Annotated in this window: 14 protein-coding genes and 5 pseudogenes; 12 read left to right on the forward strand and 7 right to left on the reverse strand. The window is 44.4% G+C overall.

Annotation, left to right across the window (positions count from 1 at the left end; translation table 11 throughout):
- Position 1: 1 nt before the first annotated feature.
- The 3 genes and pseudogenes from V6N89_RS03365 to V6N89_RS03375 all read left to right on the forward strand — a co-directional run bounded on the left by V6N89_RS03365 (position 2) and on the right by V6N89_RS03375 (position 2,950).
- Positions 2-340, forward strand: coding sequence for a hypothetical protein (locus tag V6N89_RS03365; protein ID WP_338516347.1), 339 nt, complete (start codon positions 2-4; stop codon positions 338-340).
- Positions 327-1,184: a topoisomerase IV gene (locus tag V6N89_RS03370; RefSeq protein WP_338516349.1), complete on the forward strand. Its 858-nt coding sequence runs from the start codon at positions 327-329 to the stop codon at positions 1,182-1,184. The genes V6N89_RS03365 and V6N89_RS03370 overlap by 14 nt, the downstream gene beginning before the upstream one ends.
- A gap of 144 nt (positions 1,185-1,328) precedes the next feature.
- Positions 1,329-2,950: pseudogene (locus V6N89_RS03375) on the forward strand (methyl-accepting chemotaxis protein).
- 114 nt (positions 2,951-3,064) lie between these two features.
- Here the strand turns inward: V6N89_RS03375 and rpoD are convergent.
- The 4 genes from rpoD to rpsU all read right to left on the reverse strand — a co-directional run bounded on the left by rpoD (position 3,065) and on the right by rpsU (position 7,992).
- Positions 3,065-4,897 (reverse strand): RNA polymerase sigma factor RpoD, encoded by a 1,833-nt coding sequence (gene rpoD, locus V6N89_RS03380; RefSeq protein WP_338516350.1) that lies wholly within the window; start codon positions 4,895-4,897, stop codon positions 3,065-3,067.
- Between the two features lie 366 nt (positions 4,898-5,263).
- Entirely contained in the window at positions 5,264-7,042 is a 1,779-nt protein-coding gene (gene dnaG, locus V6N89_RS03385) for a DNA primase (protein ID WP_338516352.1), read from the reverse strand.
- A gap of 121 nt (positions 7,043-7,163) precedes the next feature.
- On the reverse strand, positions 7,164-7,610 hold the full coding sequence (locus tag V6N89_RS03390; protein ID WP_338516354.1) for a GatB/YqeY domain-containing protein: 447 nt from the start codon (positions 7,608-7,610) through the stop codon (positions 7,164-7,166).
- 166 nt (positions 7,611-7,776) lie between these two features.
- Entirely contained in the window at positions 7,777-7,992 is a 216-nt protein-coding gene (rpsU, locus tag V6N89_RS03395; protein ID WP_012517258.1) for a 30S ribosomal protein S21, read from the reverse strand.
- 364 nt (positions 7,993-8,356) lie between these two features.
- Here rpsU and tsaD point away from each other — a divergent pair.
- Together tsaD and V6N89_RS03405 are read left to right on the forward strand one after the other, a co-directional pair.
- Positions 8,357-9,387: pseudogene (gene tsaD / locus V6N89_RS03400) on the forward strand (tRNA (adenosine(37)-N6)-threonylcarbamoyltransferase complex transferase subunit TsaD).
- A 60-nt stretch (positions 9,388-9,447) separates the two neighbouring features.
- Positions 9,448-10,736: pseudogene (locus tag V6N89_RS03405) on the forward strand (ectonucleotide pyrophosphatase/phosphodiesterase).
- On the opposite strand, the pseudogene plsY reads toward V6N89_RS03405, so the two are convergent.
- A pseudogene (gene plsY / locus V6N89_RS03410) lies at positions 10,726-11,329 on the reverse strand (glycerol-3-phosphate 1-O-acyltransferase PlsY). The pseudogenes V6N89_RS03405 and plsY overlap by 11 nt on opposite strands.
- Before the next feature lie 358 nt (positions 11,330-11,687).
- Between plsY and folB the strand changes: the two are divergent.
- Genes folB through V6N89_RS03435 form a run of 5 tightly spaced genes read left to right on the forward strand, consistent with a single transcriptional unit; the run spans position 11,688 to position 14,659 of the window.
- Positions 11,688-12,041, forward strand: a complete 354-nt coding sequence (gene folB / locus V6N89_RS03415; RefSeq protein WP_338516357.1) for a dihydroneopterin aldolase — start codon at positions 11,688-11,690, stop codon at positions 12,039-12,041.
- A complete protein-coding gene (gene folK / locus V6N89_RS03420; protein WP_338516359.1) occupies positions 12,041-12,535 on the forward strand; it encodes a 2-amino-4-hydroxy-6-hydroxymethyldihydropteridine diphosphokinase in 495 nt (164 codons plus the stop codon). Before folB ends, folK begins: the two co-directional genes overlap by 1 nt.
- Before the next feature lie 8 nt (positions 12,536-12,543).
- Positions 12,544-13,344, forward strand: coding sequence for an undecaprenyl-diphosphate phosphatase (locus V6N89_RS03425; RefSeq protein WP_338516360.1), 801 nt, complete (start codon positions 12,544-12,546; stop codon positions 13,342-13,344).
- Positions 13,345-13,371: 27 nt separating this feature from the next.
- Entirely contained in the window at positions 13,372-13,743 is a 372-nt protein-coding gene (locus V6N89_RS03430) for a histidine triad nucleotide-binding protein (protein WP_338516361.1), read from the forward strand.
- 16 nt (positions 13,744-13,759) lie between these two features.
- Positions 13,760-14,659: a hypothetical protein gene (locus tag V6N89_RS03435; RefSeq protein WP_338516362.1), complete on the forward strand. Its 900-nt coding sequence runs from the start codon at positions 13,760-13,762 to the stop codon at positions 14,657-14,659.
- 52 nt (positions 14,660-14,711) lie between these two features.
- On the opposite strand, the gene V6N89_RS03440 is transcribed toward V6N89_RS03435, so the two are convergent.
- A complete protein-coding gene (locus V6N89_RS03440; RefSeq protein WP_338520211.1) occupies positions 14,712-16,409 on the reverse strand; it encodes a dipeptidyl-peptidase 3 family protein in 1,698 nt (565 codons plus the stop codon).
- Positions 16,410-16,948: 539 nt separating this feature from the next.
- On the opposite strand from V6N89_RS03440, the gene V6N89_RS03445 reads away from it, so the two are divergent.
- Positions 16,949-17,785: an HDOD domain-containing protein gene (locus V6N89_RS03445; protein ID WP_338516364.1), complete on the forward strand. Its 837-nt coding sequence runs from the start codon at positions 16,949-16,951 to the stop codon at positions 17,783-17,785.
- 120 nt (positions 17,786-17,905) lie between these two features.
- On the opposite strand, the pseudogene V6N89_RS03450 reads toward V6N89_RS03445, so the two are convergent.
- Positions 17,906-19,064, reverse strand: a pseudogene (locus V6N89_RS03450) (benzoate/H(+) symporter BenE family transporter).
- Between the two features lie 172 nt (positions 19,065-19,236).
- Here V6N89_RS03450 and V6N89_RS03455 point away from each other — a divergent pair.
- Positions 19,237-19,800, forward strand: a complete 564-nt coding sequence (locus V6N89_RS03455; RefSeq protein ID WP_338516367.1) for a helix-turn-helix domain-containing protein — start codon at positions 19,237-19,239, stop codon at positions 19,798-19,800.
- The last annotated feature ends 3 nt before the right edge of the window (positions 19,801-19,803 follow it).

Here is a 19,803-nt window from a genome sequence, read left to right on the forward strand (position 1 = left end):
CATGAAAACCAAAATTGCTATTCTTTCAATGGTAAGCTTAGTCGCGGCTCCTGCTTTTGCAGATGTTCAAATTAATGGTTTCGCAAACCTTATCGGTGGTATGACACTGGACAGTGATAAAACTGTTTATGACTACGACGATGATTTTAACTTTGACCCAGCTAGTGTATTTGGCCTTCAAGTTCGCGGTGAAGTAAGTGATAAGCTATCGGCCACAGCACAGATTGTTGGTCGCGGCCGTGACGATTATGATGCCGACTTCGAATGGGCTTATATGACCTATGCGTTGAATAACACAACAAGTATTAGCGCTAGGTCGTATTCGTATGCCGTTATTTAAGTACTCTGCATCATTAGACGTAGGTTATGCATACCACTGGATAACGCCACCTGATGCAGTTTATGGCATCGATTTCAACAATATTGATGGTGTGCGCGTTGATTACTCTAACTACTCAGGTGACTGGGAGTATGGCGTACAATTTACCGCTGGACGCACAGAAACAGACACCACCATCTCAGGCACGCCTGCGGCGCTAGAGCTTGAAAATGTTGTGGCACTTTCATTTGAAGCTACACGAGACTGGTTTAGCGTGCGTTCGCTTTTAGCTCGTGGCAAGGTGTCTGCTTCAAATGCTGATTTCGACGGCTTTGTAGGTGCTCTAGGACAGTTTGGTGCGGTAGTTGCGCCAGCACTTAATACGGCTGAAGGGTTCAGTGTTAATGAAGATACGGGAACGTTTTTTGAAGTTGCACTTGATATTGATAAGTACGACTGGTTCGTAGGCGCTGAATTTACACAGACCGAAGTAGACGATTCAATTATTGCTGATAACAAAGCGTATTACATCACAGCAGGCTTACGCCTAGGTAAATTTACACCACATATTACTTATGAAGTAGAAGAGGCTGACAATGCTAGCCAGCTTGGTCTTGTTGGTGCAATGCCAAGCGCTATAGCAACAGGCGATGCGGCTACTGATGCAACCTACAGTGCGCTGTATCAAAGTGCTGCTGGTATAGCTGCAACGCAAGAACTCGAAGTATCTGCCGTAACCGCTGGTCTTCGTTACGATGTTGAGCCTGGCTTTGCACTGAAAGTTGATGTCACATGGTATTCAGATGACATTAACGACACCAACGATGCCACGTTACTGAGAGTTGGTGCTAACTATACTTTCTAATACAAATAAGGCCTTACAATGCTATGTAAGGCCTTTTTTGCTAAAGTTTTTAGTGATTCTGTAGATAAATAATGGCAAGAACTATTTTTTAGGTTAGCCTGATAAGTAGGGAAGCGAAAAATAACCAAAATCGTGAGATAGCTGATGAACTTTCTGAAGAAAATGCCAATTGCGACAAAAATATTTCTGATCCCAGGAATTGCTGCGCTAAGTTTTATTGTTTATTTACTTATAACTATATATACAGCGTTAGATAACGGCGCTACTTTAGATAAAGTCCAAGAAGTACAGTTTCCTGCGCTTCAATTATCAGCGTCTACATTGGTCGAAATGCAAAAGGTTAGAGATACGCTGGCTAGTGCAGTAACGACCTAGTGATCAAGACACTTTGGCTATGGCGCAGGACCTTGCACAAGAAGCGAAGTCAGGTCTTAATCAAATTTCTAGTATCAGCCCAGACTTTCGTTCTGACATTTCCAAAATATCATCTGGATTTGACGACTATTTTCAGGTGGCCTTCGATGTTTCTAAATCCATGGTCAATGGCACTGCGGATTTCAGCCGTTTAGGCGAATTGTCATCAAGAATGAATAACTCCTACGATGGCGTTATTGCCTCAATGACGCGTTTTAGAGATGAGCAAGAAGCTGCATTCACAGAAGCGTTCGAGAACACTGATGCTGCAAACACGTCACTGATCAGCACGGGGGTCATTCTTGCAATTGTTGTAACGGTTCTTCTTTTTGGTACAGCCGTGCCTATAGTGCGTGGTATAAAGCAGAGCATTGACGACGTTGTACGTTCTTTGAAAGACATCGCCCAAGAAAATGGTGACTTAACCGTTCGTATTGATACACAAAGCGAGGATGAAATTGGCGAACTGGTTTACTGGTTCAATCAATTCATGGATAAATTGCAGGGTGTAGTTCGCGATGTGGTTGAAGCAAGTTTACCGCTGTCTAACTTGGCGCAGAATTTACGTGGTGTGACCGAAGAAACACAACGAACGATTGACGTACAGCAACAATCAGCGACCAATGCCAAGCGTGCAGTTGATACTATGAGTGGCTCGGTTGACGGTGTTGCGCACAGCGCCGCTCAGGCAGCGAGTGATGCTAACGAGGCGACCTCGGCCATGCGGCGAAGGGCGTCAAATTGTACAGCAAACGGTTACAAGTATTCAGCAACTGGCTGCAAACGTAAGAGAAACCGCAGACGTTATTGCCCGTCTTGAATCAGATTCAAATAAAGTGGGTTCTGTATTAGATGTAATCAAAGGTATTGCTGAGCAAACCAACTTGCTTGCACTTAACGCTGCCATTGAAGCTGCACGTGCTGGTGAGCAGGGTAGAGGTTTTGCGGTGGTTGCCGATGAAGTTCGAACGCTAGCGTCACGAACTCAGCAGTCAACCGAAGAAATTCAAAGTACCATCGAACAACTTCAAAATGCTGCACATTCAGCAGTTGAAGTAATGTCTCGTGGAACAGAACAGGCCTCTAGCAGTGTAGAAACAGCCAACAAAGCCGGTAGTAGCTTAGAAACCATCACCAGCACAATTGGCCGCATTAACCAAATGAACGAACAGATCGCACAGAATACAGAAGATCAACGTACTGTTGCTGTAGACATCGTGCGACATGTTGACGAGATTCACCAGCGTACCGAACAAACAGCAAGTCGCTCTGGTGAGCTTGGCAGTATGTGTAACGAATTGGCTGACCTTGCTCAGCACTTAGAGTCGATTGCTAAGCAATTTAGAGTCTAACCAACACGACTTAACTGACAACCAAAACGCCTCTTTTTTAAGAGGCGTTTTTTTATGCGCAAAAAAATCCCCAGCTAAGGCTGGGGATTTTGTTGATGAGTTACCTCAATCTATCTACTCGTCTAGGAAGCTTCTAAGCTGCTCTGAGCGGCTAGGGTGGCGAAGCTTGCGAAGCGCTTTCGCTTCAATTTGACGAATACGCTCACGCGTTACGTCAAACTGCTTGCCCACTTCTTCTAGCGTGTGGTCGGTGTTCATATCGATACCAAAACGCATACGTAGTACTTTTGCTTCACGTGCCGTAAGGCCCGCAAGTACTTCCTGAGTCGCATCTTTCAGGCTACCGCCAGTAGCAGAATCGAGGGGCTGAATAATCGTGCTGTCCTCGATAAAGTCACCAAGATGTGAATCTTCATCGTCACCGATAGGCGTTTCCATCGAGATTGGCTCTTTTGCGATTTTAAGTACCTTACGAATTTTATCTTCAGGCATTAACATACGCTCTGACAACTCTTCAGGTGTAGGCTCACGACCCATTTCCTGAAGCATTTGACGAGAAATACGATTAAGCTTGTTAATCGTTTCAATCATGTGAACCGGAATACGAATAGTACGCGCTTGGTCAGCGATTGAACGAGTAATTGCCTGACGAATCCACCATGTGGCGTAAGTTGAGAACTTATAACCACGGCGATATTCGAACTTATCCACCGCCTTCATTAGACCAATATTACCTTCTTGAATAAGGTCAAGGAATTGAAGACCACGGTTGGTGTACTTCTTAGCAATTGAGATAACAAGACGAAGGTTAGCTTCTACCATCTCTTTCTTCGCACGGCGCGCTTTTGCTTCACCGATAGACATACGACGGTTGATATCTTTAATATCAGCGATGACCAAGCCAGTTTCCTGTTCAACTTGATTCATTTTGCTAATGCAGCGCTCGATCTCTTCTTGGTTAACTGCTAAGTCTGACGCGTAAGGTGCGCCCGATTTAACCGCATCATGTAACCATGCTGAAGACGTTTCGTTACCAGCAAATGCCTTGATAAAATCTTTCTTAGGCATTTTGGCGTTAACCACACAGAACTTCATTACAAGACGTTCTTGGATACGCACTTTGTCCATCATTTCACGCATGTTTCTTACCATGCGGTCGAACTGCTTAGGTACTAAACGGAATTCCTTGAACACATCGCTTAGTGCGTTGATCTGTTCGCGAGAGTCAGCGTGTGCACGACCTTTCTTCTCGATTACAGCGCGTGTTTTCTGGTACTGTTCACGAAGCTCTGCAAAGCGCTCTCGTGCCAATTCAGGGTCTACACCGCTATCATCTTCGTCGCTATCGTCATCATCGTCATCATCGTCTTCGTCATCCAATTCTTCTTCAGATAACTCAGAACCAACGTGAGTTGCTGTCGGTGCTAAATCTTGCTCGTCGTTAGGGTCCACAAAACCAGAGATAATGTCGCTAAGGCGAATTTCTTCTGCTTCGTATAGGTCCCATTGGTCAAGAAGATAAGTGATGGCCTCTGGGTATTCGGCAACCGAACACTGAACCTGGTTAATACCGTCTTCAATGCGCTTGGCAATTTCAATTTCGCCTTCGCGTGTAAGTAGCTCAACCGTACCCATTTCTCGCATGTACATGCGGACAGGGTCAGTGGTACGTCCAATTTCACTTTCTACTGTAGCAAGTGCTTGTGCAGCTGCTTCTGCAGCATCTTCATCAGCATTTGCTTCTTGCATGAGAAGTTCATCTGCATCTGGAGCAGATTCAGAAACTTGAATTCCCATGTCGTTAATCATGCGGATAATGTCTTCGATTTGATCAGAATCGACAATATCTTGCGGCAGGTGGTCGTTAACTTCTGCAAAGGTTAAGTAACCTTGCTCTTTACCTTTTGCAATCAGGAGTTTAATCTGAGACTGCTTGCTTTGCGCCATATAACCTACACTTCTCACATTCAATTAGTTTGCAATAGAAAAGACAACATACACTGTCGTATGTTCCCTATCTGCTGTCGTCATGCTTTTGTATCAAGGCCGTATATGCTCGATGCCACGCAGCGTTGTTAGCTGTTGCGGTGCACATCTGCTCGGGTTTGGTTCTGCCCGTTATGTTCGGCTATATCTTTGCTACTCGCATAGCTGCATCTTTGTTCACACTAATCAGTAGATAGTGCAGACTTCTTCACTTGCAGCGAATTAGCCAGTATAGCAGAGTTTACGGTGGTTTTACCAGATTCGTGGCTGAATTTTTAGCCAGTATTCGAATACCAAATCATTGAACAAAGTTGAAATCAGACAGGGTTAGCTTTTCTGCCTTTCCCTCATAAGCAGGGTCAGTTCCTCTTTTTCCGCTTTTGTAAGCGACTGAACCCGCGAGCGTGAAATTAAGGTTTCAATTCGGCTATCGAAATGCCCGTCAAGTAAGCGAGCGAAGCTGTCGTTATAAACCCGTTCAGCATCCTCATCTTTTACCAAGTGTTCTTGCAACAATAATTTCGCGATAGTAGTAGAATGGGGATGACCGCGGAAATTTTCAACAAGTTGTGCAGTATTGGCTTTGGGATTAGCCATACAAAATGAGTGAATATCGCGCAGCAAATCCATACCTGCCGCTTGGCTACCCGCAAAAATTTCTATTTGCACGTCTTCACACAGTGCTGCCAATTCAGGCTTGTCGAGCAAAAGACGAATGAGCATACGAAGTGGAGAGAGCTTAGGTTTGTTCACCTGGGTGAGGTTGGGAGAATATGCTTTTTTAGCTCCCTGATTTGCCTTTGAGATATCTTGTTGAAGTTTGAATCGATCAAATTCACCCGTGTGCTTTGCCAGTTCCTCTAGCAACATTTGTTTTTGGTCTTCACCTAGCGTGCTTTCAATCAGAGGCATAGCCGCTTTCTTCAGTGCAATCTTACCCTCAGGCGTTCCCACGTTATGGGTCTTAAGCAAGTTTTCAAAAAAGAAGCGTGATAGGGGCATAGCTTCATCAAGCATACCCATAAATGCATCCTTACCCACTTGGCGGACCATTGTATCTGGGTCTTCACCGTCGGGCAGAAATAAGAATGACAAGCGAACACCGTCTTTTAATGCAGGTAATGCATTTTCAAGTGCTCGCCATGCTGCCTCGCGTCCGGCTCGGTCACCATCATAACAACATACAATATGTGAAGTAGCGCGAACCAACATTTGGATGTGCTCAGGCGTTGTCGCTGTTCCAAGTGCTGCAGTGGCAATATTGATGTCAAATTGGCTCAAAGCCACTACATCCATATAGCCTTCAACGATAACAACAGTGTCTAACGTACGATTTTGCTGGCGTGCAGAATAGAAACCAAATAACTCACTGCCTTTATGAAATATTCGCGTCTCTGGTGAGTTTAAATATTTAGGACCACCATCATCAAGTACACGCCCTCCAAAACCAACAACACGGCCGCGCTTGTCGCGAATAGGAAACATAATGCGGTCGCGAAAGAAGTCGTATGTTCGACCTTGGTCGTTGCGGTTAACCAGTTTCAAGTCAACAAGTTGCTTAATTCGTTGTGGGTCGGTACCAAATGTTTTTAACAGTGCATCCCAACTGTCGGGTGCATAGCCAATTTCCCATTGCTTAACGATGTCGCCGCTTAGTCCGCGGTTTTTAAGGTAGTCGATGGCTTTCTTACTATTACTGTTTTGGCGAAGCTGGTGTTGAAAAAAGCGAGTGACTTGTTCCATCACGGCGTAGTCATCTTGCTGTTGCTGCTTCTTCTCTTCACTCATCGCTGGACGGCTGCCTTTTTCACGAGGCACTTCAAGACCGTGATAGCGAGCTAGTTCTTCTATCGCTTCGACAAACTCTAGCCTGTCAAATTCCATAATAAAAGAGATAGCGTTGCCGTGGGCTCCACAGCCAAAGCAATGATAAAACTGTTTGTCTTGGCTTACCGTAAAGGAAGGGGTTTTTTCGTTGTGAAACGGGCAGCAAGCTTGGTAATTTTTACCAGCTTTTTTGAGTTTAACTCGACTATCTACCACTTCGACTACATCAGTGCGCGAGAGTAGGTCATCAATGAAATCGCGAGGTATTTTTCCGGCCATGGGGGAATCAAAAACGTAAAACGATGGTTACTGTAACAGGGAAGTCATTAAATGAGAACGACTAACCTAGCATTAGTCGCTCAGCATTAGGCGAATATCGCCACAAAAACAAAATATGTTTTTAAGCGTTTAAGCGTGCCTTTATTTTTGCACTTAAAGCGCCCATATCGGTTCGGCCTTGTACTTGTGGTTTAAGCGCACCCATCACCTTACCCATGTCTTGCATACCAGAAGCACCAGTTGCAGCCATAGTGTCGTCGATTAGTGCGTTTAATTCGTCGTCAGTCAGCGGCTGTGGCAAGAACCCTTCAATATGGGTAATTTCTTCGCGCTCCTTGCTTGCAAGGTCATCACGATTAGCGGCATCGTACTGCGACGCAGCGTCTTGGCGCTGCTTAACCATCTTGGTCAATACCGCTAAGATAGCGCTATCGTCCAGAGTAATTTGCTCGTCGATTTCTTTTTGTTTAATCGCCGCTAGTGCCATGCGGATTGTACCTAAGCGTACTTTTTCTTTCGCACGCATTGCGTCTTTCTGTGCTTCTTTTAAATCATCAATTAGTGCCATGATGCTTCCTGTTTTATTTTTATCGGTGGCTTATTAAGCCTCAGGTTAAAAATCAAATGCAACCATTTGAAAGGGAACAAACGGGTTCGACTGAAAAAATAGGGGCCCAGAAACGCGAAAGGTGCTGCAATTGCAACACCTTTCAGACTCGTTACTTAACCCTATATTAGTAGAGTTTTACGCGACGTGCGTTTTCACGAGCTAGCTTCTTAAGATGACGCTTCTTAGCGGCAGCTTTCTTGCGCTTGCGTTCCCAAGTTGGTTTTTCGAAGAATTCACGACGACGAACTTCAGAAAGAACACCTGCTTTTTCACAAGAACGCTTAAAACGACGCAGCGCCACATCAAACGGCTCGTTTTCTCTAACTTTAACGATAGGCATTAAACACTCACCTCAAAACTTTTACTGTGTAAATCCGGGTAAAATTGTGCGCTAAAAAGGCCACCCGGGTTAAAAATGGTGCGAAATTCTAATCATATCTACAGAGAAAGTAAAGGATGAATTGCTAAAAATTAGCCAATAATGTGCATTTACCCCTTCGTCGGCATTCCATGAACACGGGATTAAAGGTAAACTCTGCGCCCAAGCAAATGGGCATGCCATAGTTCTTGTGCAAATAGATGCAGTTCGAAACAAAATGAGCACGGTTATGATCGCGGCAGGATCATAATGTTGATCGCGCAAGATCGCCAGTAATATTTGCTGATCATTTTTAAACTCAAGGTTGTAAATAGGGTAACTCCCCATGCGTATATTAGGAATTGAGACATCGTGTGACGAAACTGGTATTGCCGTCTATGACGACGAGCACGGCTTGTTGTCTCACGAATTGTATAGTCAAGTGAAGCTTCACGCTGACTACGGAGGCGTAGTGCCTGAATTGGCCTCTCGTGACCACGTCAGAAAAATCATTCCTCTTATCGAAAAAGCCATGGAAGATGCCAATACCTCGCCACAGCAAATTGACGGCGTTGCCTTTACTCAAGGTCCAGGTTTGGTGGGAGCGCTTCTTGTGGGTTCGTCGGTGGGCCGCTCACTGGCCTACGCGTGGAACGTGCCTGCTGTTGGTGTGCATCATATGGAAGGGCATTTGCTCGCCCCCATGTTAGAAGATGAAGCACCTGAGTTTCCGTTTATCGCCCTACTAGTCTCCGGCGGTCATTCAATGCTGGTGAAAGTCGAAGGCATTGGCCAATATGAAGTCCTTGGTGAATCTATTGATGATGCTGCGGGTGAAGCATTCGATAAAACAGCAAAGCTATTAGGGTTAGATTATCCCGGTGGTCCATTATTGGCCAAATTAGCGGAACAAGGTGAAGCGGGTCATTACAAATTCCCGCGCCCGATGACCGACAGGCCTGGACTTGATTTCAGTTTCAGTGGGCTTAAGACGTTTGCAGCCAACACTATTCGTGACGCTGACTTAAGTGGCAACGATGCAGAACAAATAAAAGCCAACATTGCTTATGCCTTTCAAGAGGCTGTTGTCGATACACTCATAATTAAATGCAAGCGCGCGCTTAAACAAACCTAGCATGAAGCGCTTGGTGATTGCTGGAGGTGTAAGTGCAAACACCATGCTTCGTGAACAAATGAAATCGTTGATGAGCACACTCAGTGGCGAAGTGTTTTATCCGAGTTTGGCCTATTGTACCGATAACGGTGCCATGATTGCCTATGCTTGAGTATGCAGCGCTTAAAAGCTTAGGTGAAGTAGTTGGGTTATCATCACAAGCCAAACCTAGATGGCCACTTGATACACTAAGCGCTATTTAATTAGGTATTAATTTACTTTCAGACCATAAAAGGGTTATTTAACAACACGGGATAAAGGTAGTGAAAGGAATAAAAGTAGTCAGTAAACGTGCGATCTTGTTTGTAGTGGGCCTATTTTTGGGTTTTACCAGCCATGCATACGGTAAACAAAATGAGGCAGGTAATGCGAGTACGCCTCTAGCAAATAGTGAACAAAGCGCCCAGCATGTTGTGCTTATTTCTTTGGACGGCTTTAGACACGACTATATCGAATTACATGACGCTAAAAACCTAGCGCGCATTGCCAAAAAAGGTGTGCGCGCACAAGCCATGACGCCCGTTTATCCTGCGAATACATTTCCAAATCATATCTCTTTAGTGACTGGTCTTTTGCCCAAACATCACGGTATCGTAAACAATCGGTTTTATGATAAATCACGCCCAACGAAAGAAGGATATGCGCAATATCAGCTAGGATATGGTCGCATGGACAGTACGTGGATTACGGCGGTGCCTTTGTGGAATCTAGCAGAATTTCACGGTTTAAAAGCAGCGACCTTTTTTGGCCCGAGTCTGATGCCAGAATTTCAGGAGCATTACCGACCTATCACTTTCATTATTCCAAATACGCTGATTATCAGCAGCGTATTGACCAAATTATTCAATGGCTAAGTCTGCCTGAAGTCTCGCGCCCTCGGTTTGTTGCGGGGTACTTTTCACTTACCGATACAGTGGGGCACGATGAAGGACCCACGTCAGTAAAGACGAAACAAGCCGTACAGAAAGTTGATACGCTTGTTGGCCAGCTTTATGACAGACTTCATGCGCTGGATATTGATGTTAACCTCGTGATCGTTTCTGACCATGGTATGTCGGCACTGGATGACTCAAGGTTTATTGAAGTCAGTAATTTGGGCATTCCTGATGATTTTCTTATTGAAAATGAAGGGGCGCAAATTCAGCTGTATGCCAGAGAAGGAATTAGTTCAGAAGAAGTGGACCATGAAATAGCAAGATTAACGGCTCTAGCAAACGGCCGTTTTACTGTGCTTGATACCGACCAGCGTCGCGAGCGTGCAATGGAAGTAGATAATAGAACTGGCGATATCTTAATTGAAATTGCACCTCCAGCACGTTTTGTCGATGACGCGGCAAACTATTCTAGCAAGGGAGGCCACGGCTATCTGAACACTCTCTCCGATATGGGGGCTACGTTTGTTGCGGCTGGACCTGCTTTTAAGCAAAACAAAAAAATCGGTCGTTTTAAAAACCTTGAGCTTTATCCTGCATTGGCGAAAGTGCTTGGCATCAAGCCCATTTCACCTATTGATGGAGAGCTCGACGTACTTGTCGAAGCCCTTACTCTTTGATGTTGCCCTTGTCCCACACTTTGCTCTCGTTACCTTCTAGCAGACGCTGAATATTGTCTTTGTGACGCGCAATGATAAGTAAAGAGAGCATGGCGACGGGCAAGGTGTACAAGGGTTTTATTAGAAACGTAAACAGCGGCGCAAGTGACACTGCGATTAATGCCCCAAGCGACGAGTAGCTAGGTCAAAAACACTACAATCACCCAACTCAGTATCAGCAAACCTGCCAAATCCAAGCCAATAGGAAGCATGGCACCAAACGCTGTTGCAACAGCTTTTCCGCCCTTGAAACCGAAGTACAGCGGGTAAATATGTCCTAAACACGCAGCAATAGCGATCACACCTAAAAGTACCGGTTCTATGCCTAAAAAGTAGCTACCATAAACGGGTATGGTACCTTTCAAAATGTCCATTACTAGCACTAGAACAGCGGGTATTCGTCCCCCTAATCGGTAGACATTCGTTGCCCCCGGGTTTTTTGAGCCTGCTGTGCGTGGGTCAGGAAGAGCAAAGGCGCGACTTATCACAACAGCACTGGATAAAGATCCGAACAGATATGCTACCGCTATCATTAAGATGGTTAATGAAATCATTGGTTGCCCCTTGTTATCATACAGCGTTATAGTTGTGGCAAATTTGCTGCGGTTAGCGAAGTGCACATAGCCTCAAATGAGCCAAACCAATGTGTTTGGTGTAGGCAAGGCATAGTTAGCAGAGGATTAACTAGCGTAATTTCATGTAAAACTACTCCATCCAAACGCGATATACCACCTTTAAACGCTTATTTTCTATCAATTAATTGAGTAGTCCAATGAGTTCGTTTTGAAGCGAACCTGAGTGTTTGGAATAAAAGTGGTATATGAGGAGTACAGGTTTTTCTAAAACTTGTTTATGGTGATACTGCGTTGCCGCTGTTTTGTGTTTATCGAATCTTACAAGTTGAAAGTGTTCATGGGAAAAATTTATATAACGGGCTTGGCCGTTGAGACCTTGATAGGTGTTTATGACTGGGAACGCGTTCGCAATACCGAACTGTTGCTTGATATAACACTAGACGTTGACCTTACAAACGCAATGTCGAGTGATGATGTCAATGACACTGTTGATTACGCAAAAGTGGCCGAATGTATTGTAGATGTAGGTAAAGCAAGTCAATTTGAACTTCTAGAGGCTTTTGGTGCAAGCGTGATGGACGCTGTACTGACAACATTTGCTGTGTCTTCTATTACGCTTAAGATAGTAAAACCTAATATTTTGCCCAACGCACAAACCGTAGCCGTCGAAATGTCACGAGATAAGCGCTAATGTCGACTCACGTAATTCTAATTAGCATCGGTTCAAACATAGACCGAGAACATTATACTAGACGTTCTGTCGTAGCGCTTAAGCAGCATTTTCAAAACGTTGAAGTTTCTTCTGTATATGAAAGCGAAGCGGTAGGCTTCAGCGGTAACCCGTTTTACAACCTGGTGGCACGCGCTACTACCGACATGAATATGGAAGATGTGTGTGCAACGTTAAAAGGCATTGAAAAAGACAATGGACGCGTGCACAGCGACAAAAAGTTTTGTGCGCGAACGCTTGATCTCGATTTGCTTACCTATGATAGTAAAATCACAGATTCACCCATCGTTCTGCCTCGCGAAGAAATAACCTACAATGCCTTCGTGTTGTGGCCTTTGGCTGAACTTGTGCCTGATGATATTCACCCGGAAACAAAACAAACGTATGCCGAGATGTGGCATGCATTTGATAAACAAAAACAACAGCTTTGGCCTGTAGACTTTACGTGGAGTTAAGCGAAGGAATGACGCTTTTTGAAATTATTATTTTGGCTATTATTCAAGGGGTGACTGAGTTTTTGCCCATAAGTAGCTCTGGTCATTTGCTTTTGCCTGCTGAACTTTTTGGTTGGGTAAGCCAAGGTTTAGCTTTTGATGTCGCAGTGCATGTAGGGAGTTTACTGGCCGTGATGATTTACTTTCGCCAAGAGATTGGTCAAATGACGGTGGCATGGGTAACGCAGGGGTTTTCCAAACAACAGTCAACAGACAGCAAATTAGCGTGGTATGTCATTGTAGGGACCATTCCAGCGGTCATTATTGGCTTTCTTATGAAAGGATGGATTGAAGACAATGCACGTACTGCGCTAGTTATTGCAGGTACTACTATCCTATTTGGTTTATTGCTGTGGTACGCAGACGCCACGGCAAAGCGTGAACAAGAATTAGAAGAGTTAACGTTGAAGCAGGCTATTTTTATTGGCCTGGCCCAAGTATTAGCGCTTATTCCAGGTACTTCTCGCTCAGGCATCACTATGACTGCTGGCCTTATGTTGGGGCTTAAGCGTGAAGCCTGCGCGCGCTTTTCGTTTTTGCTATCTATTCCTGTTATTTTAGGTGCTGGATTGCTTGCTACGTTAGATTTGCTCAATGCCAATGAAGCTGTAGATTGGTCTGCATTATTGTATGGTGCGGCATTTTCTTTTGTCAGTGCATATCTATGTATTTTCTTATTTTTAAGCTGGATATCGCGCATCGGCATGCTGCCGTTTGTTATTTACCGCCTTGCACTAGGCGCGATTTTGTTGTGGTTTGTTTTCGCCTAGCGACCGTTTCAATAAGAGGAGATAGAAATGGCTGATACGATTTTTACCAAAATAATTAATAAAGAAATTCCGGCTGACATTCTTTACGAAGATGAGCTTGCGTTGGCTTTTAAAGATATTAATCCTCAGGCTCCATTGCATTTTCTTGTCATCCCCAAAAAAGCGATTGCCACTACCAATGATATTGCACTAGAAGACCGAGAGGTGGTAGGCCATTTATCATATGTTGCCGCAAAGGTTGCAGCGGAGCATGGCTTTGCTGAGCAAGGATTTCGTACAGTAATGAATTGTAACGAGTTTGGCGGGCAAACGGTCTATCACATTCACCTTCATGTATTGGCGGGCAAGCCTTTAGGTTGGCCACCTTATACCGACAATATGAAGCAGCATGTAGAGTAAGCACGCAGGCACGCTTATGTTTGTTGTCAGGCAATTCATTTCTTGGCTATTGGTGGCATTAATTTTTGCCACCAGCACCACCACGTTCGGTAACACTAATCAAACTAGCTTGTTAATTCCTGCGCCTTACTCTAGTAAAGACATTGCCCACGAATATTATGTTGGTTTGGCGTCTCAGGCATTGGCCCTTGGGCTTGATGTTATCGACCCTCCCACACTGGTACCTACCGTTCATATGAATCAAGCAAGGGCTGCGGTAGAGCTAAAAAAGGGGAATCTGGACCTCTTTTGGACGGGCGCTGACAAAGATACCGAATTAGAACTTAACGCTGTCCGTATTCCGCTCGACATGGGGTTAATGGGGTTTCGGCGCTTTATAATATCCTCTCGGCAGCAAGCGTTGTTTGACAAGATTGACAGTCTTGAGCAATTAAAACGTCTTGTAGCATGTCAGGGCACTTATTGGCCTGATACCAAAATTCTAAGGAGTGTGGGGTTGAAAGTACTCGATACTCCCGTGCATGAAGATTTGTTCGAGTTGTTAGGCACTGGACGTTGCGACTACTTTCCCAGAGGCTTTCACGAGGGGCCTGCTGAAGTTGAAGAGTGGAAGCCGATTTTTCCAGATCTGATGGTCTCAGATAGGATCATTATTCATTACCCATTTACCGTCTACTTTTACACGCGCAAAAGTGAAGTTTGGCTGGCTGACGCACTTGAAAGAGGACTAGAAAAAATGATTGATGATGGTTTACTGTTGAAATACATGAAAACACATCCTTCAACGTCTCACTTGTTTCCATTAGAGCAATTTAAAAGTGCTACCTTTATTGAACTTCCCAACCCACATTTCAACGAAGACACACGCTCAGACGACCCGCGTTATTGGCTGACAGAGCAAGCATTCAAGCAATAAAAAAACGCCACTTGCTCTCACAAGTGGCGTTTGAGGAACATAAAGCGTTTGCTTAGTTTGAAAGCCCCAACACTTTCTTACCCTGATTAAAGTGAATATCAACAGGAATATTAGCCGCTTCTAAACGTGCCAGATCGGTGGCTAAATCAGGCTTAATGATGCCCATATTCGAAACAAGGTTCGCCACACCGTTATAATCGCCATCACCTTGCAATGTCAGGATCAGTTCAGACAGCGCTTCTACTGCCGCCCCCATCTTCTCCGTATTCACGCGATAAAGGCCATCTTGCGTTTTTTCAAATGCGCCTTGTTGTGCGAAAAAGTTGAAACGAATCATGTTCGCTTTGCCGTGGGCAGAACTTGCGCCAAAACGCACTGAGCGAAAGATGCCAGCCATAAAGGTCACATAGTAGTCTTCAAGCGTGCCTTCGGTAATTTCGCCTTTTTCCAACAGACTTTGCACCATATACAAACCCAAAATGTCGGCTTTACCTTCTTCGAGTGCTGAGGCGTGCTCTTTAAGTGCGCCACGTACTGTGCTCGTACCATCAAGCGTATTCTTGATACCTAAACCATGTGCAACTTCGTGGAACATAGTGTTGGCAAAGAAGGCATCGAAGGTAATATGGTTGCGCTGCTCTGGCACTATAAGCGTGTCGGCGATAGGTACGAGAATGTTGTCAAACTTCGCCTGCATCGCATTTTTCAATTGTAGGCGGCGGGTGCCTTTTTCCAGCTGAACGCGTTCATCGTTTGGAAGGTTAATAGCAATGGTTTTACTGCCAGCATTTGAATGCCCTGCGTAATAAATCACGTCATAGGCGTTTAAGTCTGCGTCTGATCCCGGCATTTCTGCTTTATAAGCCTCAGCTACTGGTAGACCTTGTTGAAGCTCAGGTAAAAAAGCAGCGAATTTAGCAAGTTTCTCGCTCCAAGCAAGGTCCTTAACCAGTACGTAAGCTTCGAACGCTGCGCGGTAGCCAAACAACTGATCTTCATAGGTTTCAATAGGACCAATAACCAACTCAATGGGGTTAGTTTTCATGTCCATCCATGCCATGTCTGATGCAAGATAGTCGTCTGTCATTAGCGCTTCACTGCGCAATAGAAGATACTGCTTAAAGCTTTCGTTCTCAGCCAGTACTGACGCTTTTTTCAAAAGTTCTGATGCCTTCATTAATTCACCTCTAAAGGCTTCAGAATAGGGCTGCGTATATAGGTTGCCAGCGTCATTGCGTTTGACCATAGAATAAAGCCCTTCTTTGTCATCAACGCTGGCGGTAGCAAATTCCGCTTTATCCATATCGTGTGGATAAAACTCTGCTCCCATCGCTTTCTCGTCATAGCCACTGATAAAAGGAACATCGCCATTAAGGCGATCCCAAGGACCGTAATTTATGCTTGCAAAGTGACGAACTTTTTCATCACTGATGTTAGCAAGAAAAGTCGCTTTATCTTCAAAAAACGCCTGTTTCCAAAACAAGTCATCCATTATTTTGGATGCGTCGATAAGCAAAGAGAGCATATCTTTTTGTTTATCGCTTAAATGTGATAGGTCGCTGGTTAAATCAACGGGGTGATAAATGGATAAGCGCGATGTGTCGACAAGTAGCGTTTGCTCAGTTAATGCCGCTTGTGGTGCAGTTTCATTGTCAGAAACGTCTGGGCTTTTACCACAGGCTGTCAGTAAAAATACACTTGCTATTGCTCCAGCAAGTGGCGAAACCGTCGTTAGCTTTGTTTTTTTCATCATTGTTTTTAACCGTTGTTATTTTATTAAATACTTTTGCAATATGCTTTTACGTGTATGTTCACGCTCACTATGCAGGGCGCGAAGCCATGTTTTAACTGGCTATGCTACTGATTTCATACAAAAGTATGAAAAAAAGTTGCGCAATATCAATAGTGATTTGCGTCGCGTTAGCTATACTCACAATAAGAAAGTAAACGCGATGATACGTATTGGGACAAGAAAAAATATTGGATTACTTGTTCATATAAGGACTTGGCCATTATTTTCTCGCTAAGTTTAAAAAATATGCAGCGTTGCGGGCTTTTTTAGTTGGCCGAAACGAGATGGCTACTATAGTATGGTAAAACCCACGCTACAATAATTAACGCTCTGTTCTCTTTGTTTTGGAACGACATTGAAAACGATAGGAGCAAACGGACTAGACAAACAAATTAACTGAAGAAGTTCACAGTTAGTTAGTGGCTTCTCAGTCGCAAATAAGTTTAGTAAAACGTTGCCTACGTCGGGCTACAAGGAACTCTTTAAGGGTAGGAAATATGTCTACACAGAACGCGCTCTCAACGATTTTGGTTGAAAAAATAAATAACGACACTCTGGTACTTCCTACGTTACCAGCAATTGCGCTTAAAGTAAGAAAAGCGGCAGATGATCCCGATATCAATCTTAACGCCATGGGTGATGTCATTGGGCAAGACCCATCGTTGTCTGCGCGTATGATTAAAATTGCAAACAGTGCATACATGGGGCGAAGTGTAAAAGTTGAGTCGATAGGGCAGGCGGTAACGCGCATTGGTCTACGTCAAATCAAAAACATTTCCACAGCACTCGCAATGGAGCAACTTTTCGTCTCTAAGAACGACGTCGTTGCTAAATACTTGCAAAAAGAATGGGCAAGTACGGTCAATATTGTCGCAAGTTCTATGGCAGTACTTCAGCTTTATATTGCTCGTACTAAAAAGCGTGAAATGAGTATGGACACGATGACACTTGCTGCACTAGTGCACAACATTGGTGTTCTGCCTATTCTAACTGAAGCCGAACGTCACCCAGAAGTTTTCGCTAGTTCTTCATTTTTAGAGGTTGCTATCGACAAGCTTGCAGGACGCATTGGTGCAAGCATTATGGAAGAGTGGAGCTTCGGCGATACCTTCGTTAATGTCGCTAAACACTGGAAAGATCTGAGTTTTATCCCTGATACGTTAAGCTACATCGATTTTGTACGTGTTGGTGCAGCGGTGTCTGGTGCTATTGATAGCCAAAAAGACGCGGTACTGAACTTGGCCATTCAACGTGGTGTGGTAGAAGATATTGCGGAATTACATTCGGACGAATTTGAAGAGCTAGCAAGCGCAGCTAAGCAAATTTTCCTTTAAGCCACCGATACTTAAAGCTGGTTTCAAAAGCCGATAGCATGCTATCGGCTTTTTTGTACGTAATATTGGTTGCAAATTGGCCTAACCCTATAGTTTTTAGTTTTCAGCTGGTCAATACCGCTACCGTCCATCATTATCTTTTTTCTGAAATAAGAGAAGTAACAGTCCGAGCGCAAGACCCCAAACGGCCGAAGTTAGTGAGAAAAGTGTAAATCCAGAGGTTGTGCAAAGCAGCGTTAGTATCGCTGGCGCGCGGTGATGATTAACTTCCATGCTCCGCGATATAGCACCTTGTAGAGTTGCGAGTAAAGCTAGTCCGGCAAGTAGGTGAACGATCACAGCTGGCATGCTGACAAATAAAGCGACTACGATAGATGCAATACCTGCCATTATTAAATATCCAAAGCCTGCAGCAATAGCGGCTCTATATCGCTGTGTTTTATCAATGTCTGCGTGCTCGCCCATACACAGTGCCGCAGTAATAGCTGCAAGGTTAAATGTGAAGCCTCCGAAAGGTGCAAGCAATGCTTGCACAATTGCTATCCCTGAGAGAATAGGTTTGTGATCAGGTTGGTAGCCATGAGCGTGATGAATAGCAATGCCAGGGAGGTTTTGCGACAGCGTAGTGATAATAAAAAGTGGAAAAGCGAGCCCAAGGGTAGCTGTCAATGAAAATGTGGGGGTAACCCAAACTGCTGTTGGGAGCGCTATGTGCAAATTCACGTCTTGTTGCATTGCCATGCTCAGGGCAATTGACAGTATCAGCAGTACCAACATGAGGTATTGCGCAAACCAGCGGCTACCGACGAGATATACCACTAAATAGCTTGCCACAAGTATTGGAGACGTTTTTACATCAGCAAAAATTGCCAAGCATATAGGTAAAAGAATACCAGCCAATAATGCAGAGGATATAGCCGCGGGAATACGACTGATAAGAGACAGCAATACACGACTTTGCGCCGTAATTAGTGAGAATACTGCGCATAGCATAAACGCACCAATCGCTTCAGGCAGCGTGTAGGCGTCAACACTTGTAAGCAAAAACGCGGCGCCCGGTGTAGACCATGCCGTGACGACAGGCATCTTCGTTAGCCAAGAAAATAGAATACAGGTTAGTCCCATACCTAATCCTAGGGCAAGTAACCAACTCACGACCATAGCTTCGGTGGCGCCTAAGACGACGCGCTAGGTCGATGACGATCACCACGGCACTGCTGTAACCTACCGTTACGGCAGTGAGACCCGCACTAATATGACTTAATTTCCATTGATTCATTGTTATGTACTGGCCTTAGAAAGAGTTTGTTGCAAAGGTCATCACGCGCAATCATCGACAAATACGTGTGCGTGCGCTATAACGTACAGAGTCAAAATAGCATTTGTGCGCTATAGCGCACAAGTGCGTGTTGAAAATAAATATCTTTGTAAAAGAATTGAAGCGATAAGTAATGTCTCAAAATACATCGAGAATGGTATCTCAGCGCGTCGCAAGACGCTTGAAAGCGGTAAGAAAAGCGCAAACACTTTCACTTGATAAGGCTGCTGCATCCACTGGGGTATCGAAGGCGATGCTAGGGCAAATTGAGCGAGGTGAGTCTAGCCCTACGATTGCCACATTATGGAAAATTGCCACCGGGCTTAATACGTCATTTTCGTCATTTTTAAGCGATGAGGAAACCGCTTCACAAGATGAGAAAAATGCGGATAACGATGCCTTTATCAATGACCCGAATATGAAAGTGAAAACCTTGTTTGCGTTTAATAGTAATACGGGTTTTGAAATGTTCGAATTACAGATATTTGGACATCATGAGCAACATTCAAGCGCACACCAACTCGGTGTCACTGAACATATTCACGTCACAAAAGGTAAGTTGAGTGTATTTCAAGATGGGCATTGGAAAGCGTATGAGGCAGGTACCCAGTGTGTACTTTACGCTGACCAACCTCATGGGTATCGAGATGAAGCAGGAGAAACCCACTTCATCAATGTCATTCATTATCCCAAGTAAAGG

This window comes from Alteromonas gracilis (assembly GCF_036870955.2).
Classification (GTDB): Bacteria; Pseudomonadota; Gammaproteobacteria; order Enterobacterales; family Alteromonadaceae; genus Alteromonas; species Alteromonas gracilis_A.